We start from the raw sequence: 23,751 nt of genomic DNA on the forward strand, positions 1-23,751 counted from the left end.
TGTCGCATATCCGGTGCACCGTTGGCGGTACGGAATGAACCGCCGCTATTTTTGAGGAGCCCCCCATGGATAAGCGCAAACTCGGTTCAACCGGCCCCGTCGTCTCCAGCATCGGGCTCGGCTGCATGGGCATGTCGGATTTCTACGGCCCCGCCGACCGCGGCGAGAGCATCGCCACCCTCCATGCGGCGCTGGAGGCCGGAATTACCCTGCTCGACACCGGCGATTTCTACGGCATGGGCCACAATGAAATGCTGATCCGCGAGGCCCTCACGGGCCGCAGCCGCGACAATCTCCAGATCTCCGTCAAGTTCGGCGGTCTGCGCGATCCGTCCCGCGGTTTCGGCGGCATGGACTGTCGTCCGGCCGCGGTGAAGAATTTTCTGGCCTATTCACTGCAGCGGCTCTGCGTCGATCACATCGACGTCTATCGCCCCGCGCGGCTTGATCCATCAGTTCCGATCGAAGACACCGTCGGCGCCATCGCCGATATGATCAAGGCCGGCTACGTCAAGCATATCGGCCTGTCCGAAGTCGGATCCGACACCATTCGCCGCGCCCACGCCGTCCATCCGATTGTCGATCTGCAGATCGAATATTCGCTGATCGCGCGCGGCATCGAGACCGACATTCTGAAAACCTGCCGCGAGCTTGGCATCGGCATCACCGCTTACGGCGTGCTGGCGCGCGGCCTGATCAGCGGCCATTGGTCAAAGGGCGAATCGAACGCACGGGATTTCCGCCACGCCACCCCGCGCTTCCAGGGCAGCAATCTCGATGCGAATCTGGCCTTGGTTGAGCCGCTACGTGCAATCGCCAGCGAGCTCGGCATCTCCGTGGCGCAACTCGCGATTGCCTGGGTCGGCGCGCAGGGCAAGGATATCGTGCCGCTGGTCGGCGCGCGGCGGCGCGACCGCCTGACCGAAGCGCTGGGAGCGCTCGATGTCACGCTGACACCGGCGCATTTGGCCACGCTGGACAAGATGTTCCCGCCCGGCGTCGCCGCCGGCACGCGCTACGCGGCGGAGCAAATGGCCCATCTGGACAGCGAGAAGCCCGCCAAGGCTTCTTGAAATTTAAAGGCGTCGTAAAATTTACTGATGCGCGCTGAGATCGGTGATCACAAGCGCATCGCCGTTGAGCGGATTGAGCGGATCGCGCCGATAGCGCAGCGTCTCGAAGCGCATCGCGCGCGCGTCCACCATCAATAGCCGCCCAACCAGGCCCTCGCCGAAGCCGACGATTTCGCGGATCGCCTCCAGCGCCATCATCGATCCCAATACGCCGGCGAGCGCACCCATCACGCCAGCCTCGGCGCAGGCCGGCACCGTGCCCGGCGGCGGCGGTTCCGGAAACAAGCACCGGTAGGTCGGATTGAACTCGCCCTCGGGGTTTCTCTCATGGGCGCGGATTGTGGTCAGCGATCCGTCGAACATGCCGAGCGCGGCCGTGATCAGCGGCTTGCCCGCGAGAAAGCACGCATCCGAAACCAGATAGCGGGTTTCGAAATTGTCGGAACCATCGAGCACCAGATCGTAGCCGCCGATCAGCGACAACGCGTTGCCGGCGTCAAGCCGCGTTGCATGCGCGGCGAACTGGACATGGGGATTGAGCTTGTAGATCTGCTCGGCGGCGCTGTCGACCTTAAGGCGGCTGATATCCGGCGTGGTGTGGATGATCTGGCGCTGGAGATTCGACAGCGAAACAATGTCGTCATCGACCACGCCGAGTGTGCCGACACCCGCCGCTGCGAGGTACATCAAGGCGGGCGCGCCGAGGCCACCGGCACCGATCACCAGCACAGAGGCCTCTTTCAGCGCCGTCTGGCCGGGGCCGCCGACCTCGCGCAGCACAATGTGGCGGGCGTAGCGTTCGAGTTCGTCGGCGCTCAGCATGGCCTGATCAAATCCTTTACGAACATCTCCTGAACCTCGGACCTGTTGTTGCCGACACAAGCAGATGTGCTTAATTGCGTGCGCTTCAATACAAGCGAAATTTGGGACCCGAGACTTGTCATGAGATCGATGCTGACAGCAACATTGATATTCGTGGCCGCGGGGACCTCCGCCCAGGCGCAACTGACGCCGCCATCCACCGCGGGCGCCAAGCCGAAACCGGTCGCGACCGTCCCGGTCCGGCCCGCGCTGCAAGCCCCCGCCGATACCGCCAATGCCATGGCGCAGGCGGATCGCCTCGCTATCCAGTCCGACCTGGCCTGGGTGGGCCAGTATAACGGCGCGATCACAGGCGAAGTCAGCGAACGCATGGTGGAATCCATCAAGGAATTCCAGAAGGGGCGCGGCGGCAAACAGACCGGCGTGCTCAACCCGCAGGAACGCAGCGTGCTGGCCGAAACCGCGCGGCGGCGGCAGGACAATGCCGGCTGGAAGATCGTCACCGATGCAGGCAGCGGCGTGCGGCTCGGCATTCCGACCAAGCTGGTGCCCCAACAGACCAGCGACGCCAACGGCGCCAAATGGACCTCTCCCACCGGAACCATTCAGGTTCAGTTGTCGCGGCGCAAGGAAGCCAACCCGACCACAGCAAAACTCGCCGACCGGGAAAAGAAAGAACCGCCCGGGCGCGCGGTCGATTACACCGTCGTCAAGCCGGAATTCTTCGTGCTGTCGGGCTTGCAGGGCCTGAAGAAGTTTTATGTGCGCGGCACTTTCAAGGGCGACGAGGTCCGCATCCTCACCATCCTTTACGATCAGGCTACCGAAAATACCGTCGAGCCGGTGGTGATCGCGATGTCGAGCGCGTTCAATCCGTTTCCCAGCGGCGCCCAGATCGCAGGACCCGCGCCGCGCAAGACCGTTGAATACGGTACCGGCGTGGTCGTCAGCGAAGACGGCGCTATACTGGCCGACCGCGAGGTCACCGACGGCTGCCTTGCGATCACGATTGCCGGCTTCGGCAATGCCGATCGCGTCGCCGAGGACAAGGACCGCGGTCTGTCGCTGCTGCGCCTTTACGGCGCGCGCGGATTGAAGCCGTTATCGCTCGGCAATGGCGCGGCCAAATCGGGTGTCGACCTCGTGGGTATTTCCGATCCGCAAAATCAGGGCGGCGGCAATGCGGCCTCCAGCGTCAAGGCATCGATGACGTCAATCGGCAGTGGCGGCGATCTCGCATTGTCACCGCCACCGGCGGTTGGCTTTTCCGGCGCCGCCGCGCTCGATAGCGAAGGCAAATTTGCCGGCGTCGCATTGTTGAAACCGGCCATCGTGGCCGGTCCCCCGAATGCGACCCCCGCCGCACAAGCGGTGCTGGTGCCGGCGACTGCCGTGCACGAATTTCTTAAAGCGAATAGCGTCGACGTGATCGGCGGATCGGCGGATGCGAAAGGCGCCGTGGTGCGCGTGATCTGCGTGAGGAAATAGAGGTTCGACTTTCTTAAGTCGCGCCGAGACTCACTTCTGGCATTGCGGGCACCAGAAGGTCGAGCGCCCGTTTTGGGTAAAGCGCCGCACGATTCCGTTGCAACCGGCGGTCTGGCATTTTTCTCCCTCGCGATCGTAGACCTGAAACGAATGCTGGAAATAACCAAGTTCGCCTGAGGTCTGGCGATGATCGCGCAGCGACGAGCCACCTGCCTTGATCGCCTGATTCAATACCGTGTGAATGGCGCTGACCAGCCGCTTGGCGTGATCGGTCGGCTCTCCTTTTTTTGTTGCCAACGTCGCGGCCAATCTTCGCGGCGACAGGTGCGAACGAAACAGCGCCTCGCAGACATAGATATTGCCGAGTCCCGCGACCACGCGCTGGTCGAGCAGCGCGGCCTTCAAACTGGTCTTCTTGTTGGCGCATGACTGCGCCAGCATTTTTGCATCGAATTCATTGCCCAGGGGTTCGGGGCCGAGGCCTTTGAGCAGTGGCTCGTCCTCGAACGCCTTGCGGGCAATGATCTTCATGTAGCCGAACCGGCGCGGATCGTTGAAAACCACCGCCGCGCCCGACGACATATGAAACACCACATGGTCATGGGCGCGATCTTCGCTACGCGGATGGTGGAATTGGCCCGGCTTGGCCTGCCCCTCCTCCTTGAGGACGCGGAACGAGCCCGACATCCCCAGATGCATCAGCAGCACGTCCCCCGACTCAAGGTCGGCCATCAGATATTTGGCGCGACGGCCGAGACCGGTCACGGTCTGGCCCTCCAGCCGCGCGATAAAGTCCTTCTGGAACGGAAATCGCAGGTCTTTTCGTCTCGTCTCGGCTTTCAGGATTTTCGACCCCTCCATGACCGGTTGCAGGCCACGGCGGACGGTCTCAACTTCGGGTAATTCGGGCATGCGCGGCATTCACCTTGAGGGGCTGACGTGATAGCGCCATTGCGGCTGGCGCGCTATGGTCCGGCGGTCGCGAGTTTGAGGGCGTAAAGAGATGAATCAACCTGACGAAACCACACATTTCGGCTTCAGGGAGGTGCCGTTAGGCGACAAGCAGACGCTGGTGAACGACGTTTTCCGCAGCGTCGCGTCCCGCTACGACCTGATGAACGATCTGATGTCGGTCGGCCTGCACCGGGTCTGGAAAGACCTGATGATCAACGCGCTCAACCCGCCGCGCAGCGATGCGCCGTTTGCGCTGTTGGATGTGGCCGGCGGCACCGGCGATATCGCCTTCCGCGCCGCCAAGGCGGCCGGTTCCGGCTTTCAGGCCACGGTCTGCGACATCAATTCCGACATGCTTGCAGTCGGCCGCGAGCGGGCCACGTCACGACATCTCGACGACCGGGTCTCGTTCGTCGAAGGCAATGCCGAGAAGCTGGATTTCGGCAACGGCGCCTTCGACGCCTACACCATCGCATTCGGCATCCGCAACGTGCCGCAGATCGATCGTGCCTTGAGCGAGGCATTTCGCGTGCTCAAGCCCGGCAGCCGATTTTTGTGCCTGGAATTTTCCGCTGTCGATGTGCCCGGGCTCGATCGCATTTACGATCTGTTTTCGTTCAAGGTGATCCCGCCGCTCGGCCGCGCTGTCACCGGCGACGCCGATTCGTATCAGTATCTCGTCGAATCGATCCGCAAATTTCCCAAGCCCGGCGCGTTCGCCGACATGATCCGCGCCGCCGGCTTCTCCCGTGTCAGTTGGCAGAGCTTTTCCGGCGGCATCGTGGCCCTGCATTCAGGCTGGCGTTTGTGATTTCCGCACTGACTCATATCGCGCGGCTGGCCCGCGCCGGTTTCGTGTTCGCGCGCGAGGGCGTGTTCGGCGTGGTCGATCCCAGCCTGGTGCCGCCACCGGGCCAGCTCGCGCTGCAATTGGCGCGGATCGTCGAGCGCCCCGGCGCCAAGTCCGGTCCGCGCCTGTCGCGCGCCTTGACGCGGCTCGGGCCGGCCTATCTCAAGCTCGGACAATTTCTCGCAACCAGACCCGACGTGGTCGGCGCCCAAATGGCGCGCGACCTGGAAAGCCTGCAGGACCGGCTGCCGCCGTTTTCTCAAGCCGAAGCGGAAGCTGTGATCGCGACGTCGCTCGAACGCCCCGTGGCGGAGGCGTTTGCGAGCCTCGGTCCCGCGGTTGCCGCAGCTTCGATCGCGCAGGTGCATCGCGGCGAAGTCGAGCGCGACGGCGAACGCCACTCGGTTGCGGTGAAGGTGTTGCGGCCCAATGTCGGCTCGCGCTTTCGCCGCGATCTCTCCGATTTCTTCTTTGTCGCGCACAAGGCCGAGATCTATTCGGCGGAGGCCCGGCGGCTGCGCCTGGTCGAGGTCATCAATACGATGTCGCGCTCGGTCGCGATGGAGATGGATCTGCGGCTGGAAGCGGCTGCACTCTCCGAAATGGCGGAGAATACCCGGGACGATCCGGATTTTCGCGTGCCGGCCGTCGACTGGGATCGCACCAGCCACAACGTGCTGACGATGGAATGGATCGACGGCATCGCGCTGAGCGACCATGTGCGGCTCTCGCAATCCCAGGTCGACCTGCCCGAGCTCGGGCGCAAGGTGATCCAGAGTTTTCTGCGCCACGCGCTGCGCGACGGCTTCTTTCACGCCGACATGCACCCGGGCAATCTGTTCCTCGACGATTCCGGCCGGCTCGTCGCGGTTGATTTCGGCATCATGGGCCGGCTCGGCCTGAAGGAACGGCGCTTCCTCGCCGAAATTCTGCTGGGCTTCATCACGCGCAATTATCGCCGCGTCGCCGAGGTGCATTTCGAGGCCGGCTATGTGCCGGGGCATCATTCGGTCGAGAATTTCGCACAGGCCATCCGCGCCATCGGCGAGCCGATCCATAATCGCACCGCCGAAGAAATCTCGATGGCGAAGCTGTTGACCCTGCTGCTCGAGGTCACCGGCCTGTTCGACATGCGCACCCGCCCCGAACTGATTCTTTTGCAGAAGACCATGGTGGTGGTCGAGGGCGTCGCGCGCGGCTTCGATCCCAAGCTCGACATCTGGAAGATCGCCGATCCCGTGGTGCGCGAATGGATCGAGCGCAATCTCGGACCGATCGGACGCATCCAGGGGGCGATGTCCGGCGCGGGCGAACTCGGCCGGGTGTTCTCGGGCCTGCCGGCGCTCGCGACGCGGGCGGTGACCGTGATCGAGCAATTGGAGACCATGACCCGGGAAGGTCTGACGCTGTCGCCGGAGACCATCGCGGCAATGGGACGGACCGAGGGCCGCAAGAGCCGCTGGCGCACTTTGGCGCTTTGGATCATTGCGGCCACCTTTATCGGAATTCTGGTGGCCGTCCGGCAAATGTGATTGCAATGCAATCACGATATGATAGCATTGCATACATTCCGAGCAGGGCATGACCATGGCCAGCCTGACCATCCGAAAACTGGACGACGCCATCCGGGACGAGTTGCGGCTGCGTGCCGCGCGTAACGGCCGCTCGGTCGAGGATGAGGTGCGGGTGATCCTGCGCGACGCCTCGCAGAATGGCTCCTCAATCCCCTTGCCGGCGCCCCGAGCCGCTACAGGCCGCGCCGGGCCCTTACAGGCCCACAACACCGCACCCGCCCAGCCGCGCGTCACCCTGATCATCGGCGGCGGTATTGCCGCCTACAAGGCGCTGGACCTGATCCGGCGGCTTAAAGAACGACACGTCCACGTCCGCTGCGTGCTGACCAAAGCCGCACAGCAATTCGTCACGGCGCTGACCGCCAGCGCGTTGTCGAATGAGCGCTGCTATACGGATCTGTTCGATCCCGAGAGCGAATTCGATGCCGGCCATATCAGGCTGGCGCGCGACTGCGACCTGATCGTGGTTGCGCCCGCCACCGCCGATCTGATGGCGAAGATGGCGCACGGCCATGCCGACGATCTGGCGACCGCGATCCTGCTCGCAGCCAATGGACCGATCCTGCTGGCGCCGGCGATGAACCCGCTGATGTGGAACAATGCCGCGACCCGCCGCAATGTCGCACAGCTCAGCCGCGACGGCGTCGCGATGATCGGTCCCAATGCCGGTGAAATGGCCGAAGCCGGCGAGGCTGGTGTGGGCCGGATGGCGGAGCCGCTGGAAATAGCCGCGGCCGCCGAGCGCATTCTGCGCCCTCCTCAGTCGCGCCCACTCGCAGGCCAGCGCGTCCTGATCACCGCGGGGCCAACCCATGAACCGATCGATCCCGTGCGCTACATCGCCAATCGCTCATCGGGCAAGCAAGGCTACGCCATCGCCGCCGCCGCGCAGGCGGCCGGCGCCGATGTCACTCTGATCTCGGGGCCGGTCGATCTCGATGCGCCGGCAGGCGTATCGGTGATCCCGGTCGAGTCCGCGCGCGACATGTTAAAGCAAGTGGAAGCCGCGCTTCCCGCTGACATCGCGATCTTCGCCGCCGCCGTCGCCGATTGGCGCGTCGCCAATGCCGGCGGGCAGAAACTGAAAAAGACCGCCACGGGAATGCCGCCGCTGCAACTCGTCGAAAATCCCGATATCCTGGCGACGATTTCAAAATTGCCTGACAGGCGACCGAAATTGGTGATCGGATTCGCCGCCGAGACCGAACACCTCATTGAAAACGCCAAGGCCAAATTCGTGCGCAAGGGCTGCGACTGGATCGTCGCCAATGATGTCTCGCCCACGACCGGCGTGATGGGCGGGGATCGCAATACCGTTCATCTGCTGACGCGGGACGCCAATGGCATCAACGTTGATAATATCAAAGTTGAATCCTGGCCGGTCATGACGAAAGAAGAAGTCGCCAGCGCGCTGGTGGCGAAGATTGCCGGGACCCTGACAACAACCGTGGAGAAAACCTCTTGAGCGCAGCCAAGGTCGACATCCGGCAATTGCCACACGGCGAAGGCCTCGCTTTGCCCGCCTATCAGAGCGCGCACGCAGCCGGGCTCGATCTGCTGGCCGCGGTTCCCGAGGGCACGCCGATGATTCTTGCGCCCGGAAAATATGCGCTGATCCCGACCGGCCTGACGATTGCGCTGCCGCCGGGCTATGAGGCACAGGTTCGGCCACGCTCGGGTTTGGCGGCCAAGCATGGCGTGACCGTGCTGAACGCGCCCGGCACGGTGGATGCGGATTATCGCGGCGAGGTCGGCGTGCTCCTGATCAACCATGGCGATGCGCCATTTCCGATCCGGCGCGGCGAGCGTATCGCGCAGATGGTGATCGCACCGGTAATCCAGGCGGAACTGGTTCCCGTGACCTCGCTTACCGAGACCGCGCGCGGCAGCGGCGGCTTCGGTTCAACCGGGCGCTGATCTCTGCAGGCACCAATCTCCGTAAAAAAGCGGATTCACTTTCATTAAAAACCGCTCAAAAAATTTAGCTCCGCTTTTTTCGCCACCGGATTTTGCGTTCACGGTCTGGACTCTTACCCGCTGACTCCCGTTGGGGATATTGTCATACGATTCGCGAACGGCGGGGGAAGCGCCGGGCGTGTAATCGTGCGGTTTGGGGCAAACCATGTCGGGCGTGATCGCGGCGATGCGTCGGACCCTGCTGTCGTGCACCTCACTGGCGCGCAACGGCCTGATTGCCCTTGGCGTAACGGCGGTGGTCTCGGCGACGCCTGCGAAGGCCGGCGACTTGCCTTTGCTGGATGCCATCACAACTTTCTTTGAAATGAACCACCAGGAAATCGCAGCGCTGACGACGGCCTTTGCGTTGCTCGGTTTTTCCGTGGTCGCAGCGATCCTGCTGATGCGGCACCGGGTCCGTGCGGCACGGAACGAGGCGCGCCTGCGCACCGATATTCAGGCCCTGCAAAGCGAGGCCGACCGGTTCCGCGCGCTTTTGTTCGCCGAGCCCCAGATCCTGATCTCCTGGGCCGCTGGCGACAATCGCCCGCAGATCAGCGGCGATACCGCGCTTTTGCTGCCGCAGGATTCCCAGCACCAGTCTCCGCAGCGCATTCTCGCATTCGGCACCTGGTTGCCGCCGGAGCCGGCGCTGCAGATGGATCACGCCGTCGATGCGCTATGCGAGGCCGGTGAGGGCTTTTTGCTCAATCTTTCGACCTCGAACGGCCACGCGGTGGAAGCCATGGGCCGCGCCATCGGCGGCCAGGCCATTGTCCGGATTCGCGAACTTAATGGACTGCGCCGCGAACTGGCGGAAACCAATCTGCGGCACAAGGCACTATTGGAAGAAACCGAGATGCTGCGCGGCTTCGCCGCCGCCGCCCCCTGGCCGATCTGGACCAAGCGCGCCAAGGGCGGTCTCGCTTACGCCAATGCCGCCTATGCAAGGGCGGCCGACGCCACAAGCGTCACCGATGCGATCGATCGCGACGTGGAACTGCTCGACAGCGCCGACCGCAACAATATGGAACGCGTCCTGAGCGGCGCGGCGACCTTCAACGCGCGGCTGCCGATTGTGGTTGGCGGCGAGCGCCGCATTTACGACGTGTACGCGATGAATGTCGGTGACGGCCGCGCCGGCATCGCCATCGATGCCTCCGAGGCCACCGCGCTCAGCGCCGCACTGGTGCGGATGGCGGAGGCGCATCGCCGCACGCTCGATCAATTGTCCTCCGGTGTCGCCGTGTTCGATGGCCAGCGGCGGCTGGCGTTCTATAATGATTCCTATCGTCGGCTGTGGGACCTCGACCGTACCTTCCTCGACAGCAACCCGGACGATTCGAGCGTGCTCGACCGGCTTCGCGCCGCGCGTAAGTTGCCGGAGCAGCCGGATTTCCGGGCCTGGAAAGCCAAGCTGCATGAGGCCTATCGCGCCGTCGAGACCGAGAAAGAGACATGGTATCTCCCGGACGGCCGCGCACTGAGCGTCGTCACCACGCCCAATCCGGAAGGCGGCGTGACGTATTTGTTCGACGACGTCACCGAAAGCCTGGAACTGGCGCGGCGCTTCGACGGCCTGATCCGGGTGCAGCGGGAAACGCTCGACAATCTCGCCGAAGCCGTCGCGGTGTTCGGCAGCAATGGCCGCGCCGAATTGTTCAATCCCGCCTTCGCCAGGATGTGGAAACTGTCACCGGAGGCGCTGCAGGAGCGGCCCCATATCGAGACGGTGGAGTCCTGGTGCAGGCCGCTGTTCGATGACGCCGCTACGTGGCGCACGATCCGCGACGCAATCACCGCGATCGAGAACCGGGTCGAAGTGCCGCTGAAGCTGGAACGCAAGGATGGCAGCGTGCTCGACTGCATGACCATGCCGCTGCCCGACGGCGCCACCATGCTGACCTTCCAGGACATTACCGACACCGAGAATGTCGAGCGGGCGCTGCGCGAGCGCAACGAGGCGCTGGAGACCGCCGACCAGATGAAGGTCGATTTCGTCCACCACGTATCCTACGAATTGCGTTCGCCGCTGACCACCATCATCGGCTTCGCGCATCTGCTCAACGACACCACCACCGGCCCCCTGGTGCCCAAGCAGGCCGAATACCTCAACTACATCACGACCTCGACCAATTCGCTGTTCGCCCTGATCAACAACATTCTCGATCTCGCCACCATCGATGCCGGCGCGATGACGCTCGAGCTTGGCCCGGTCGATATCCGCAAGACGATCGACAATGCCGCCGAGGGGATTCAAGACCGGCTGGCCCGCGACCGGATCGAGCTCAAGGTCGATGTCGATCCCAACATCGGCAGCTTCATCGGCGACGGCAGCCGCGTGGTGCAGGTGCTGTATAATCTGCTCGCCAACGCGGTCGGATTCTCGCCGCCGGATTCCACCATCACGCTGAGCGCCACGCGTACCGAGCATAATGTGGTGTTCGCCGTGACCGACCGCGGCCCCGGCATTCCCGCGGAGGTCAAGGACAAGGTGTTCGACTGGTTCGAAAGCCATTCCAACGGCTCACGGCATCGCGGGGCTGGCCTGGGCCTGCCGCTGGTGAAGTCGTTCGTCGAGCTGCATGGCGGCAGGGTGCGCGTCGATTCGATCGTCGGTAAAGGCACGACCGTAACGTGCGACTTTCCGACCGATCAGGCCGCGCATCGCAACGCCGCGGAATGAGCGGCTCCAGCACATTCTCGCTGGCGCTCGCAAACGAGACTGCGACCGCGCATTTGATGGCCGATCTGGCGCTGTTGCTCGGACCGGGCGACGTCGTCACGCTGTCGGGCGATCTCGGCGCCGGCAAAACCGCCGCCGCACGCGCCATGATCCGTTATCTCGCCGGCGACGAGACGGTCGAGGTGCCAAGCCCGACCTTCACGCTGGCGCAAACCTACGAATTGCCGCCCTTTCCGCTGGTGCATGCGGATCTCTATCGCATCAACGATCCGCTGGAACTCGAAGAGATCGGCCTGTTGCCGCTGCCCGAGGGCACGGTGGCGCTGATCGAATGGCCCGAGCGCGCGCCCGGCGCACTCCCCACAGATCGCATCGATATCGCGCTGAACCATCGTCCGGCGCTGGGATCGACGGCCCGCGCCGCTGAAATCACCGGCTATGGCAAATCAGCCGCACAAGTCACCCGGCTGAAGGCGCTGCGGCAATTTCTCACCGATTCCGATTTCATCGATGCCCGCCGACAGCGGATGGCCGGCGACGCCTCGACGCGTTCCTATGCACGGCTGATCCGTGACGACGGCGTCTTCATCCTGATGAACTCGCCGCGGCGGCCGGACGGGCCCGCGATCTATGACGGCAAGTCCTATAGCGCCGCGGTGCATCTGGCCGAGGACGTCAAGCCGTTCGTCGCGATCGCAGGGGGCTTGCGCGCGCGCGGCTTCTCGGCGCCGGCGATCCATCACGCCGACCTCGATACGGGATTCCTGATCACTGAAGACTTCGGCAGCGCGGGTTTCATCGAGGGCGATCCACCCGGACCGATCACCGAGCGCTATGAAGCTGCGGTCGATATGCTGGCGGCGCTGCACCGCGAAGCCTTGCCCGAGACTTTGCCGCTGGCGCCGCACATCTCCTATGCCGTGCCGGTCTTCGATATCGACGCCATGCTGGTCGAGATCGGATTGATGCTCGAATGGTATCTGCCGGATCGCGGCGCCGAATCATCTGATATTCTACGGGCCGAATTCATCACGATGTGGCGTGAGCTGTTGACCAAGCTGGCCGCGGTTCCCACCACCTGGGTGATGCGGGACTTTCATTCCCCTAATCTGATCTGGCTCAGCGAGCGCGAGGGCACGTCGAAAGTCGGCGTGATCGACTTCCAGGATGCCGTGCTGGGACCGGCCGCCTATGATCTGGCGTCGCTGTTGCAGGATGCGCGGATCGACGTGCCCGAGTTGACCGAACTCGGACTCCTGACGCGCTATATCAAGGCCAGGCGCGCGGTTGACGAGACGTTCGATCCGGCCAGCTTCGCCGAGACCTATGCCCTGATGTCGGCGCAGCGCAATACGCGCCTGCTTGGCACCTTCGCGCGGCTCAACCGGCGCGACGGCAAACCGCAATATCTGCGCCACCAGCCCCGAATCTGGGCCTATCTTGTCAGGTCATTGGCTCACCCCGTGCTTTCGGGCATCCGGGAGTGGTATTCGGCCAACGTTCCCCCGCCGACCCCGTAATTTACCGGTCGTTAGCCCATTTTCCCTTAATCTGCAGGCGTATCCTACTCTGAAACAGAGGGCAGCTGCTTGAGGGCGCGGAGCTAAGTCATGGTGGCAGAACGGCGAAGGGGTGAGCGCGTCACATTCGAGCGCGGAATATCCGCGCATATGATGGGAATCGACGGCACCTGGCGGCGCGATTGCACGATGGAAGACATCTCGGAGACCGGCGCCAAGCTCACCGTGGACGGTTCCGTCGAGGGGCTGCATCTCAAGGAATTCTTCCTGCTGCTGTCATCGACCGGCCTGGCCTACCGCCGCTGCGAACTGGCCTGGGTCAATGGCGACCAGATCGGGGTCAATTTTCTCAAACAAGACAAGAAGAAAAAGACCCGGCGTACGCAGGCTGCCGAAGCGTAATTCTATCCATGGCCGCCGTCGTACAGCCGTCATGTCAGACCATTATCGCAGTCTCCCAATGGCGCGCCGCTGGAATCGCATGATATGATTCGCGCGGCGCCTGCATGACCTGCACGCAACACGGTTCGAGAAGTTTCTGAAATGTCCGTCAAGCCCACCAAAGCCATGGTCCTCGCCGCCGGCCTTGGCCTGCGCATGCGCCCCTTGACCGACCATATGCCGAAACCGCTGGTGCAGGTGGCGGGCCGCACCTTGCTCGATCACGTGCTCGACAAGCTCGGCAACGCCGGCGTCAGCGAAGCCGTGGTCAATGTGCATTACTTGCCCGACCAGATCATCGATCATGTCGCGACGCGTACCAAGCCCCGCGTGATCATCTCGGACGAGCGCGACGAAGTGCTCGAGACCGGCGGCGGCGTCGTCAAGGCATTGCCGTTGCTGGGCCACGAGCCGTTCTTCCATGTCAATGCCGACACGCTATGGATCGATGGCGTGCGGCCCAATCTGGCGCGGATGGCCGACGCGTTCGACCCCGAACGGATGGATATTCTGTTGCTGATGGCACCGACCACCAGCAGTATCGGCTATGGCGGCCGTGGCGACTACGCGATGCTGCCGGACGGCGCACTGCGCAAGCGAAAAGAGCATCAGGTGGTGCCCTTCGTCTATGCCGGCGTCGCCATCATGTCGCCCGCACAATTCGCCGATGCGCCCGCGGGCAAATTCTCGCTGACCAAAATGTTCGACCGCGCCAACGAGCAGGAGCGGCTGTTCGGCCTTCGGCTGGACGGCGTGTGGATGCATGTCGGAACCCCCGACGCGGTTCACGCCGCGGAAGAGGCGTTTCTGGAGAGCGTGGCGTAAGGCATCGTCCCGTAGGGTGGGCACGCTGACGCTTTGCCCACCCTGCGCATCATCCGCGCCGAATTAAAAAATCGCGCCCGAAATAGCCCCATGCCATGATGCGGCTTGATCCCGAATCAGGAAGCCCATGCGCGTTTTCAGCGTTCCAGCGTCAGTGCCGTTCTTGCGCAGCGTCATCGCGGCGCTGGTCGACGGCAGGCTGGTCGAGGGCTTTGAAGCCCGCGCGAATCCGGAACGGCTCACACAAGCCACGCTCTATCTGCCGACCCGCCGCGCCGGACGCATGGCGCGGGAAATCTTTCTCGATGAACTAAACACCGATGCGGTGCTGCTACCGCGTATCGTCGCGCTTGGCGACATCGACGAAGACGAGTTGGCGTTCGCCGAAGAGCCGGAAACCTACGGCGGAATGGCGCCGCTGGAGATTCCGCCGAAGCTTGGCGATCTGGATCGCCGACTCACACTGGCAAAGCTGGTGGCGATGTGGGCGAAGAGCCCGGTCTCCGCACCGCTGGTAGTCGGCGGACCCGCATCGACATTGGCGCTGGCCGGCGATCTCGCGCGCCTGATGGACGACATGGTCATCCGCGGCGTCGGCTGGGATGCGCTCGACGGATTGGTGCCGGATCAACTCGATAAATATTGGCAATACTCGCTCGAGTTCTTGCGGATCGCGCGACTGGCCTGGCCGGCACATCTCGCAGAAATCCAGAAGATCGAACCGGCAGCGCGGCGCGATCTCCTGATCGAGGCCGAAGCCAAACGCCTGACCGCGCATCATGACGGCCCGGTGATCGCGGCGGGCTCGACCGGCTCGATGCCGGCGACCGCGCGATTCCTGCAGGCCATCGCCAAACTTCCACAGGGCGCGGTGGTGCTGCCGGGGCTCGATACCGATCTGGACGACGCTGCCTGGCAGATGATCGGCGGCGTCAGGGACGCGCGGGGTAAATTCACCGAATCGCCGTCATCGAACCATCCGCAATTCGCGATGCACGCCCTGCTGGATCGGTTGGGTATCCAGCGCCGCGACGTTGAAATTCTGGGCACGCCCGCGGCGCTTGGCCGCGACGTGCTGGTTTCCGAAGCGATGCGTCCATCCAACGCGACTGCGCAATGGCACGATCGGCTGGCCCAGCCCGAGATCGCCGAGAAGATTTCGCTGGGCATGACCAACCTCGCGGTCATCGCGGCCGGCAATTCCGAGATGGAAGCGCTGGCAATTGCGATTGCTATGCGCGAGGCGCGGCACCTCAACAAATCGGCCGCGCTGGTGACGCCGGATCGCGCATTGGCACGGCGTGTGACCGCGGCGCTCGGCCGCTGGAATCTCATTTTCGACGATTCCGGCGGCGATTCGCTGATGGATACGCCGGCGGGAATTTTCGCGCGCCTCGCCGCCGAGGCCGCCGCCAATGAACTGGAACCGCCGACGCTGCTGGCGCTACTAAAACATCCACTCTGTCGATTGGGCGGTGCGCAAGACGCGTTCAAGCACGCCGTCGAAGTGCTCGAACTGGCTCTGTTGCGCGGCACCCGGCCGCCACCGGGAAGCGAAGGGCTGGTGCGCGACCTCGAGAGGTTCCGGCTTGAACTGATCGAATACCGCGACAACAGGACGTCATCGCTCCATCGTTCCGAGCCAAGGGCCGGGCTGAAGGACGAAGACCTCGACCGCGTCCATCAACTGATCACGCAATTGCGGGCCGCCCTCGCGCCGCTTGAGAGTCTCAGTCCATCGAAACCGTATGATTTTACGGAGATCGCCGAACGCCATCGTCTGGTCCTGACAGAACTGTCGCGCGATGCGCATGGCGTCGCGGTGGCATTCGAGGGCCAGCAGGGATCGGCGCTGGCTTCCGTGTTTGACGATCTGCTCGGCGAGGCATCGCCGAGCGGGCTGATGACGCAGCTTGGCGATTATCCGGAGGTGTTCCAGACCGCCTTCGGCGACCGCACGGTGCGGCGGCCCGAAGTCGCCAACGCCCATTTGAGAATTTACGGCCCGCTGGAAGCGCGGCTGACGCAATCCGACCGCGTCATTATCGGCGGGCTGGTCGAAGGCGTGTGGCCCCCGGCGCCGCGAATCGATCCATGGCTGAGCCGGCCGATGCGGCATGAACTGGGCCTCGATCTGCCGGAACGGCGCATCGGCCTCTCGGCGCACGACTTCGCCCAATTGCTCGGTGCAGATGAAGTCATTCTCAGTCACGCCGCGAAGGTCGGCGGTGCGCCAGCGGTAGCGTCGCGATTTCTGCACCGGCTGGAAGCGGTCGCAGGCGAGGCGCGCTGGAAAGCCGCCGTCGCGGCTGGCGAGCATTATGTTCGCTTCGCCGCTGAACTTGATCGCCCCGCCGAGGTCAAACCGATCGAACAGCCCGCTCCAAAGCCGCCGCGCGCGGTCAGGCCTTTAAAGTTGTCGGTGACAGCGATCGAGGACTGGCTGCGCGATCCCTATACGATCTACGCGAAATACATTCTCAAGCTCTCGCCGCTCGATCCCGTCGACATGCCGCTATCGGCCGCCGACCGCGGCTCGGCCATTCACGACGCGCTCGGCGAATTTACACAAACTTTCGCCAAGAACCTTCCATCCGACCCCGCGGGCGCGCTACGCAGCATCGGCCAGAAATATTTCGCGCCGCTGATGGAGCGGCCGGAAGCGCGGGCGCTGTGGTGGCCGCGCTTCCTGCGTATCGCGAGCTGGTTTTCGGATTGGGAAACCGTACGCCGCACCAACGTCGCGGAAATAGAGGCCGAAATCTCGGGCAAAATCCAGATCCCGCTCGATAATGAACGCGTCTTCGTGCTGTCGGCGCGCGCCGACCGGATCGAGAGGCGCCATGACGGAACCTTCGCGATTCTCGACTACAAGACGGGTCAGCCTCCGACCGGCAAGCAGGTGCGGATGGGATTGTCGCCGCAGTTGACGTTGGAAGGCGCGATCCTGCGCGAAGGCGGCTTTGCCAATATTCCGGCGGATAGTTCGGTCAGCGAACTCGTCTATGTCAGACTCAGCGGCAATAATCCGCCCGGCGAGCAACGGTTGCTGGAGTTGAAAGTCAACAAGAGCGACACGCCGCAACTCCCCGATGCGGCCGCCGACGAAGCGCGGCTGAAGCTGGAGGCGCTGATCCGCGCCTTCGAAAACGAGAGCCAGGCCTACACTTCGCTCAATCTGTCGATGTGGTCGAACCGCTACGGCAGTTATGACGATCTCGCCCGGATCAAGGAATGGTCGGCGGCCGGCGGCCTGGGGATCGAGGAATGGTGAAAGCGCCGCGCCCGATTCCCGATGCCGTTCGCGCCACGCAGGCGCGCGCTTCGGATCCCACTTCCTCGGCATTCGTGTCGGCCAATGCCGGCTCGGGCAAGACCCATGTGCTGGTGCAGCGCGTAATCCGGCTGTTGCTCGACGGCGTGCCGCCGGAGAAAATCCTCTGCGTCACCTTCACCAAGGCTGCCGCCGCCAATATGGCGGAGCGGGTATTCTCCACGCTGGGCCATTGGGTCACGCTCGATGACACCGCGCTCGATGCTGCGATCGTCGAAGCTGGAATCGCGCAACCTACCCGAAAATTGCGCATGACAGCGCGAAAACTGTTTGCCTGCGCGCTGGAAACGCCGGGCGGCCTCAAAGTGCAGACCATCCACGCGCTGTGTACAAGGTTGCTGCAGCAATTTCCGTTCGAGGCCAATGTGCCCGCGCGTTTCGCGGTGCTCGACGACCGCGACCAGAACGAAATGATGGAACGCGCCAATCTCAAGGTGCTGCTCGACGCTTCCCGCGATCCCGACAGCGCGACCGGCCGCGCACTCACCATCGCGATGGCCAATGCCGCCGACGTCACGTTCAAGGATGTGGTGCGCGAGGCGTGTCTGAGCCGCGATCATTTCATGGCATGGACCGATGCCGCCGGCAGCGCGGACATCGCGGCGGCGCAGATGTCGGCCGCTTTGGATGTCGGCCCAAACGACATCATCGAGGATGTCGAGCTGGAGATCGTCGACGGACCGCATCTGCCGCGGTCGCGATGGGATGGCATCGCTGAAGTCCTCGATACCAGCAGCAAATCCGATCAGAACCAGGCCGCGCAGCTTCGCGAAGCGCTGGCCTTTATCGGCAGCGCGCAGGTCGACGAATATCTCAGCGTGTTCCTGACCGACGACCGCACCCCGCGCAAAACGGTGGTGACCAAGAAATTCGCTGACAACAACCGGGCGATCGCCAACCTGTTCGAGCGGGAGGCCGAGCGCCTCGGCCCGCTGATCGAACGCCGCCGCTCGGTGACAATGCGGGATCGCACTCAGGCGCTGTTGCACATCGCGACCGCCGCGGCCGCTAATTACCGGCGCGAAAAACAAGAGCGCGGCCTGCTCGATTATGACGATCTGATCGACAAGACGCTGGAAATGCTGGACCGGGTCTCCTCCGGCTGGGTGCATTACAAGCTCGACCGCGGCGTCGATCATGTGCTGATTGACGAGGCGCAGGACACCAGCCCCCGGCAATGGGACATCGTCGCCCATATCATTTCCGAATTCACCTCGGGGGCCGGCGCGCGCGACGGCGTCGTCCGCACGATCTTTGCGGTCGGCGACGAGAAGCAATCGATCTTTTCGTTTCAGGGCGCGGCACCCCACGAACTCGCCGACCGGCGGCAGCATTTCCACAGCCGGTTCAAGGCGGCGGGGCTCAAATTTGACCCGATCTCGTTCACTTACTCTTTCCGCTCCGGACAAAGTGTGCTGCGCGCGGTGGAAAGCGCGTTCGCGATCGATGACGTCTATCACAGCATCACCTCCGATCGCGATGGCGTGCCCCCGCATATGGCCCTCGACGATGCCGGACCAAGCGTGATCGAGCTCTGGGAATTGGCGGAAGCCGACGAGAAGGACGACATCGAGGGCTGGCGCGCGCCGTTCGACGGCGTGGCGTTGACAAGCCCGGAGGTCAAACTCGCCCGGCGCATTCAGGCCGAGGTCCGGCGGCTGGTCGAAAGCGGCACGATGACCGGATCGGAAGGCGCGCGCCGTCCGCTTCGCTACGGCGACATGCTGGTGCTGGTGCGACGGCGCGGCAACGCGTTCGATGCGGTAATCCAGGCGCTGAAACACGCCGGCATTCCCGTGGCCGGCGCCGACAGGCTCAAGCTCACGGAACACATCGCGATCATCGATCTGATGAATCTCGCCGATGCGCTGTTGTTGCCGCAGGACGATCTGGCGCTCGCTGTGGCCTTGAAAAGCCCGCTGTTCGGCCTTCACGAGGCTGCCTTGTTCGAACTGGCCTCGCAACGCGAGGGGTCGTTGCGCGAGGCGCTTGCCCACGCGGCGGCAGATGGCAAATTCAGCGATATCGCAAAACGTCTTGCGGAATGCGAGCGCCGTTTTGTCAGCGCAACACCGTTTGCGTTCTATGCGTGGCTGCTCGGCGGCGACGGCGGCCGGCAGCGAATCCTGCGGCGCCTCGGCCATGAGGCCAATGACGCACTCGATGAGTTTCTGGAACTTGCTTTGGGCTATGAGCGCAAGGCGCCCGCCTCGCTGCAGGGCTTCATGGCGTGGCTGCGCGCCGCCGACCTCGAAGTGAAGCGCGACATGGAAATCTCGCGCGACGAAGTCCGGGTCATGACTGTGCACGGCGCCAAGGGTCTCGAGGCGCCGGTGGTGTTTCTGGTCGATACGACCTCATCGCCTTCCGATACCCAGCGGCTGCGGCTCATTCGCCTGCCGCGCGGCAACGCCGCGCCAAATGCGCCGGGCGTTGTGGTGTGGGCCGGCAAGAAGGCCGACGATCCCGTCGCCGTCGCGGCGGCGCGGGTTGCGATGCTGGGTGAGACCGAGGACGAATACCGCCGGCTGTTGTATGTAGCGATGACGCGCGCGGCCGATCGGCTGATCATCGGCGGTTGCATGCCCGGCAACATGAAGACCGTGCGCAAACTCTCCTGGTACGATCTGATCGTCCGGGGTCTCGGCAATTCCAGCCTCGAGTTGCAGGAGTTCGACACGCCACGCGACGGCGTGGTGAAGCGCTATTCGCGACCGGAAGATATCGCGGACGCGACCGGCGCCGTGGTCGCCACCCCCGCGCCATCAACGCCGACGGCGCTGCCGTCATGGTTGCTCACCCCGGCTCCGCCGGAGGCCGCCGCCGATGTCCTGCTGCGTCCCTCGGACCCGGCCGACGACGAAGCGCATCGTGTTCGAACCGGCGAAGCCCAGCAGGCCCGTACCCGCGCCCTGCAGCGCGGCACGCTGGTGCATCGCTTGCTGCAATCCCTGCCCGATGTCGCCCCGGACCGCCGCCACGCCGCGGCGCTGACCTATCTCGCCCGCAACGCCGGCGGATGGAGCGCCGACGAGCGCGGCGCGCTGGCCGAACAACTGATGGCCCTGATCGCCGATCCGCGCTTCGAGGCGGTTTTCGCCGCCGGCAGCCGCGCCGAGGTCTCGATCGTCGGGCGGCTGGACCAGCCGGGACGGCCGCTGGTTTCAGGGCAGATCGACCGGCTGGTGGTGACGCCAGACGAGGTCCTGATCGTCGATTACAAGACCAACCACGCCCCGCCCGGCCGGGCGACCGAGGCTCCCCTGGGCTATGTCCGCCAGCTCGCGCTTTACCGGGCGGTGCTGCAGAAGCTCTATCCGGGCCGTTTGGTCCGGGCTGCACTGCTTTGGACCGAAACCCCTGAATTGATGGAGATTTCTGCCCCCGCGCTGGACGCGCAGCTCGCATCCATCATCTCAGCGTGACCACGCTTGACCCGGTGAGATCGCGTTCATACGTTGGTTCTATCTTTCAAGCGCGATTCTAGGCGCGCGTTTTCCTTCAAACTGAGTGAGGTACCCCAATGTCCGTTGGCAAGGTTTCCGACGCCGATTTCGAAGCCGAAGTGCTCAATGCGACCGGCCCGGTCGTGGTCGATTTCTGGGCCGAATGGTGCGGCCCCTGTCGCATGATCGCGCCCGCGCTCGACGAGATTTCCGGCGCGATGGGCGACAAGGTCAAGATCGTCAAGCTGAACGTCGATGAGAGCCCGAAGACGGCTTCGAAGTACGGTGTGATGTCAATCCCGACCTTGATGATCTTCAAGGGCGGCGAGATGGCTTCGCGCCAGGTCGGCGCTGCGCCGAAGCAGAAGCTGCAGCAGTGGATCACCGCTGCGGTCTGATCTTCTGTCGAAATGATTTGGTTATGACGGCCGGCGAATAGCCGGCCGTTTTAGTTTGGCGGCGTGCCATTGGCGGCCAACACGTGACCCGCGAGATACAGCGATCCCGTGATCAGGATTCGCGGCGGCGCTTCATAGGCGAGGCGGGTCAGCGAATGCAGCGCGGCTGCGACACTGGCTGAAGGTTCGACCCGCATGCCCAGATGCCGCGCCGCATCAGCTAGTCGATCCGGCGGCATGGAGTTATCACGATCCGGGATCTGCACCGCGATGATGTGGCGTGTCAGCCCGGCGAAATTGGCGAGAAATGCGCCGGCATCCTTGTTGGCCATCATGCCGACAATCACGACAAGCGGCCGCGGGACACGTTCTTCGAGATCGCCCAGCGCCGCCGCGGCGACGCGGCCACCCTCGGCATTGTGGCCGCCATCGAGCCAGATCTCGCAGCCCAGGGGAGCCATCTCCACCAGCGCGCCCGACGCCAGCCGCTGCATTCGCGCCGGCCATTCGGCATTGACGATACCGGCTTCGAATGCGGACGGTTCGATTTTGAAGGCGTTCAGCGCGCGCAGCGTCGCAATCGCAAGACCGGCATTATCGAATTGATGCCGGCCAAACAGCCGCGGCGCCGCCAGATCCATCAGGCCGCGATCGTCCTGATAGACCAGACGTCCACGCTCGACATTGACGTGCCATTCCTGCCCAGCGGTCACCATCGGCGCGCGCTGGCGCTTGGCAAATTGTTCGATCACGGCAATTGCCTCGGGCGCCTGCTCCGCGCAAATCACCGGCACGTTGGGCTTGATGATGGCGGCCTTTTCCCGCGCAATCGCCAGCAACGTATCGCCGAGAAATTCCGTGTGATCCATGCTCACAGGCGCAATCACACAGGCCAGCGGCGCCTCGATCACATTGGTGGCGTCGAGCCGGCCGCCAAGGCCGACTTCCAGCAACAGCACATCGGCCGGGTGCTGCGCGAACAGGCAGAATGCGGCTGCGGTTTCGATTTCGAAAATGGTGACCGGCTGCCCGGCATTGGCCTGTTCGCAATGCTCCAGCGTCGCGCGTAATTCGGCATCATCAACCAGAACGCCGCCGCCGATGCGGCCGAGGCGATAGCATTCGTTGACCCGCACCAGTGAGGGCGAAGTATAGACATGGACCCGCAGGCCCGCGGCTTCCAGAATCGCGCGCAGATACGCGATGGTCGAACCCTTGCCGTTGGTTCCGGCAACATGGATGACCGGCGGCAGTCTGCGTTCGGGATGGCCCAGCCGTTCGAGCAGCCGATGCATCCGCTCCAGGCCGAGATCGATGGTTTTCGGATGCAAGGCCGACAGCCGTGCGACCAGTTCGCCGAGCGAAGGCGGTTTGGCCGCAGGCACGTTCACGCGTGGGGCGCTGCCGGCGCCAGCTCCGCACCCGATGCGGCCGGAGCCGGGATATCGGCCTGCAGTGCGGGCTTGGAGGCAACTTCCACCGCCGGAGCCTTGGTCAGCAGTCGACACAGCCGCGCCAATGTCGCGCGCATATCGTGGCGATGCACGACCATGTCGACCATGCCATGGTCTTTCAGATATTCCGCGCGTTGAAAACCGTCGGGCAATTTCTCGCGGATGGTCTGTTCGATCACGCGCGCGCCCGCGAAACCAATCAGCGCGCCGGGCTCGGCGATCTGCACGTCGCCCAGCATCGCGTAGGAGGCGGTCACACCGCCGGTGGTCGGATTAGTCAGCACGACGATGTAGGGCAGCTTCGCCTCGCGCATCAATTGCACGCCGACCGTGGTGCGCGGCATCTGCATCAGCGACAGAATGCCTTCCTGCATGCGCGCGCCGCCTGACGCCGCGAACACGATGAACGGCGATTTCTTTTCGAGTGCCAGTTCAAGCCCGCGCACGATCGCTTCGCCGGCGGCCATGCCGAGCGAACCGCCCATGAAATCGAAGTCCTGCACCGCGATCACGACCGCGGTTCCTTCGAGCTTGCCGTAGCCGGCCTTGATGGCGTCGTTCAGTCCAGTCTTGGCGCGCGCATCCTTGATGCGGTCGGCATATTTGCGCTCGTCGCGGAACTTGAGGGGATCGGCGGTTACTTCAGGCAGCGCAACGTCGAACCAGGTCTCGTTGTCGAAGATCGATTTCAGCCGCGCCATCGCGCCCATGCGCATGTGGTAGTTCGAGCCGGGAATCACGAACTGGTTGCTTTCTACATCCTTGTAAAAAACGAGCTGGCCGCTATCCGGGCATTTGATCCACAAATTCTCCGGCGTCTCGCGGCGCAGGATATTACGGATTTTCGGCCGGACGACGTTGGTGAGCCAATTCATGCTTCGCTCCGAATTGCCATCAAGCAGCAATCATCTTGGATATATGGCGGCCCCG

At 63.7% G+C, this 23,751-nt stretch carries 16 protein-coding genes and 1 pseudogene; 13 read left to right on the forward strand and 4 right to left on the reverse strand.

Annotation, left to right across the window (positions count from 1 at the left end; translation table 11 throughout):
* The first annotated feature begins 65 nt into the window (after positions 1–65).
* Positions 66–1,073: an aldo/keto reductase gene (locus tag HB676_RS00715; RefSeq protein ID WP_213735734.1), complete on the forward strand. Its 1,008-nt coding sequence runs from the start codon at positions 66–68 to the stop codon at positions 1,071–1,073.
* Between the two features lie 21 nt (positions 1,074–1,094).
* Here the strand turns inward: HB676_RS00715 and moeB are convergent, their stop codons facing one another.
* A complete protein-coding gene (gene moeB, locus HB676_RS00720) occupies positions 1,095–1,895 on the reverse strand; it encodes a molybdopterin-synthase adenylyltransferase MoeB (RefSeq protein ID WP_213735735.1) in 801 nt (266 codons plus the stop codon).
* 120 nt (positions 1,896–2,015) lie between these two features.
* Here moeB and HB676_RS00725 point away from each other — a divergent pair, with 120 nt between their 5' ends.
* Complete coding sequence (locus HB676_RS00725) at positions 2,016–3,383, forward strand: serine protease (RefSeq protein WP_213735736.1); 1,368 nt, start codon at positions 2,016–2,018, stop codon at positions 3,381–3,383.
* A 30-nt stretch (positions 3,384–3,413) separates the two neighbouring features.
* Here HB676_RS00725 and mutM read toward each other — a convergent pair whose 3' ends face one another.
* Positions 3,414–4,295 (reverse strand): bifunctional DNA-formamidopyrimidine glycosylase/DNA-(apurinic or apyrimidinic site) lyase, encoded by an 882-nt coding sequence (gene mutM / locus HB676_RS00730; RefSeq protein ID WP_213735737.1) that lies wholly within the window; start codon positions 4,293–4,295, stop codon positions 3,414–3,416.
* A 91-nt stretch (positions 4,296–4,386) separates the two neighbouring features.
* Here mutM and ubiE point away from each other — a divergent pair, with 91 nt between their 5' ends.
* From ubiE to trxA, 11 genes and pseudogenes are all read left to right on the forward strand, one after another.
* Positions 4,387–5,148, forward strand: a complete 762-nt coding sequence (ubiE, locus tag HB676_RS00735; RefSeq protein ID WP_213735738.1) for a bifunctional demethylmenaquinone methyltransferase/2-methoxy-6-polyprenyl-1,4-benzoquinol methylase UbiE — start codon at positions 4,387–4,389, stop codon at positions 5,146–5,148.
* Complete coding sequence (gene ubiB, locus HB676_RS00740) at positions 5,145–6,719, forward strand: 2-polyprenylphenol 6-hydroxylase (protein ID WP_213735739.1); 1,575 nt, start codon at positions 5,145–5,147, stop codon at positions 6,717–6,719. Before ubiE ends, ubiB begins: the two co-directional genes overlap by 4 nt.
* A gap of 55 nt (positions 6,720–6,774) precedes the next feature.
* Positions 6,775–8,226, forward strand: coding sequence for a bifunctional phosphopantothenoylcysteine decarboxylase/phosphopantothenate--cysteine ligase CoaBC (gene coaBC / locus HB676_RS00745; RefSeq protein WP_213736097.1), 1,452 nt, complete (start codon positions 6,775–6,777; stop codon positions 8,224–8,226).
* Positions 8,223–8,678 carry a dUTP diphosphatase gene (gene dut / locus HB676_RS00750; protein WP_213735740.1) on the forward strand — a complete coding sequence of 152 codons (456 nt, stop codon included), beginning with the start codon at positions 8,223–8,225 and terminating at the stop codon, positions 8,676–8,678. The genes coaBC and dut overlap by 4 nt, the downstream gene beginning before the upstream one ends.
* A 205-nt stretch (positions 8,679–8,883) precedes the next feature.
* The gene (locus tag HB676_RS00755; protein WP_213735741.1) at positions 8,884–11,403 is read left to right on the forward strand and encodes a PAS domain-containing sensor histidine kinase; all 2,520 of its coding nucleotides are present in this window, start codon (positions 8,884–8,886) and stop codon (positions 11,401–11,403) included.
* Positions 11,400–12,923, forward strand: a complete 1,524-nt coding sequence (gene tsaE, locus HB676_RS00760; protein ID WP_213735742.1) for a tRNA (adenosine(37)-N6)-threonylcarbamoyltransferase complex ATPase subunit type 1 TsaE — start codon at positions 11,400–11,402, stop codon at positions 12,921–12,923. The genes HB676_RS00755 and tsaE overlap by 4 nt, the downstream gene beginning before the upstream one ends.
* A gap of 90 nt (positions 12,924–13,013) precedes the next feature.
* Complete coding sequence (locus HB676_RS00765) at positions 13,014–13,325, forward strand: PilZ domain-containing protein (protein WP_213735743.1); 312 nt, start codon at positions 13,014–13,016, stop codon at positions 13,323–13,325.
* Positions 13,326–13,466: 141 nt separating this feature from the next.
* Complete coding sequence (locus tag HB676_RS00770; protein WP_213735744.1) at positions 13,467–14,189, forward strand: nucleotidyltransferase family protein; 723 nt, start codon at positions 13,467–13,469, stop codon at positions 14,187–14,189.
* Positions 14,190–14,316: 127 nt separating this feature from the next.
* Positions 14,317–17,463, forward strand: a complete 3,147-nt coding sequence (addB, locus tag HB676_RS00775; RefSeq protein WP_213735745.1) for a double-strand break repair protein AddB — start codon at positions 14,317–14,319, stop codon at positions 17,461–17,463.
* Positions 17,457–21,010: pseudogene (gene addA / locus HB676_RS00780) on the forward strand (double-strand break repair helicase AddA). The gene addB and the pseudogene addA overlap by 7 nt, the downstream one beginning before the upstream one ends.
* 36 nt (positions 21,011–21,046) lie before the next feature.
* A complete protein-coding gene (gene trxA, locus HB676_RS00785) occupies positions 21,047–21,367 on the forward strand; it encodes a thioredoxin (protein ID WP_213735746.1) in 321 nt (106 codons plus the stop codon).
* A gap of 50 nt (positions 21,368–21,417) precedes the next feature.
* Here the strand turns inward: trxA and HB676_RS00790 are convergent, their stop codons facing one another.
* Both HB676_RS00790 and accD read right to left on the reverse strand, forming a co-directional pair.
* Positions 21,418–22,758 carry a Mur ligase family protein gene (locus tag HB676_RS00790; protein WP_213735747.1) on the reverse strand — a complete coding sequence of 447 codons (1,341 nt, stop codon included), beginning with the start codon at positions 22,756–22,758 and terminating at the stop codon, positions 21,418–21,420.
* On the reverse strand, positions 22,755–23,696 hold the full coding sequence (gene accD, locus HB676_RS00795) for an acetyl-CoA carboxylase, carboxyltransferase subunit beta (protein WP_213735748.1): 942 nt from the start codon (positions 23,694–23,696) through the stop codon (positions 22,755–22,757). Before accD ends, HB676_RS00790 begins: the two co-directional genes overlap by 4 nt.
* Between the last annotated feature and the right edge of the window lie 55 nt (positions 23,697–23,751).

It is taken from the genome of Bradyrhizobium sp. dw_411 (genome assembly GCF_018449695.1).
Lineage (GTDB): Bacteria > Pseudomonadota > Alphaproteobacteria > Rhizobiales > Xanthobacteraceae > Bradyrhizobium.

What these genes read in the sequence shown, in the direction of transcription:
- coaBC (WP_213736097.1), top strand. Translation starts at nt 6,775, where the DNA reads ATGGCCAGCCTGACCATCCGAAAACTGGACGACGCCATCCGGGACGAG.
- trxA (WP_213735746.1), top strand. Translation starts at nt 21,047, where the DNA reads ATGTCCGTTGGCAAGGTTTCCGACGCCGATTTCGAAGCCGAAGTGCTC.
- HB676_RS00770 (WP_213735744.1), top strand. Translation starts at nt 13,467, where the DNA reads ATGTCCGTCAAGCCCACCAAAGCCATGGTCCTCGCCGCCGGCCTTGGC.
- HB676_RS00755 (WP_213735741.1), top strand. Translation starts at nt 8,884, where the DNA reads ATGTCGGGCGTGATCGCGGCGATGCGTCGGACCCTGCTGTCGTGCACC.
- HB676_RS00715 (WP_213735734.1), top strand. Translation starts at nt 66, where the DNA reads ATGGATAAGCGCAAACTCGGTTCAACCGGCCCCGTCGTCTCCAGCATC.
- addB (WP_213735745.1), top strand. Translation starts at nt 14,317, where the DNA reads ATGCGCGTTTTCAGCGTTCCAGCGTCAGTGCCGTTCTTGCGCAGCGTC.
- accD (WP_213735748.1), bottom strand. Translation starts at nt 23,696, where the DNA reads ATGAATTGGCTCACCAACGTCGTCCGGCCGAAAATCCGTAATATCCTG.
- tsaE (WP_213735742.1), top strand. Translation starts at nt 11,400, where the DNA reads ATGAGCGGCTCCAGCACATTCTCGCTGGCGCTCGCAAACGAGACTGCG.
- HB676_RS00725 (WP_213735736.1), top strand. Translation starts at nt 2,016, where the DNA reads ATGAGATCGATGCTGACAGCAACATTGATATTCGTGGCCGCGGGGACC.
- moeB (WP_213735735.1), bottom strand. Translation starts at nt 1,895, where the DNA reads ATGCTGAGCGCCGACGAACTCGAACGCTACGCCCGCCACATTGTGCTG.
- ubiE (WP_213735738.1), top strand. Translation starts at nt 4,387, where the DNA reads ATGAATCAACCTGACGAAACCACACATTTCGGCTTCAGGGAGGTGCCG.
- HB676_RS00765 (WP_213735743.1), top strand. Translation starts at nt 13,014, where the DNA reads ATGGTGGCAGAACGGCGAAGGGGTGAGCGCGTCACATTCGAGCGCGGA.
- mutM (WP_213735737.1), bottom strand. Translation starts at nt 4,295, where the DNA reads ATGCCCGAATTACCCGAAGTTGAGACCGTCCGCCGTGGCCTGCAACCG.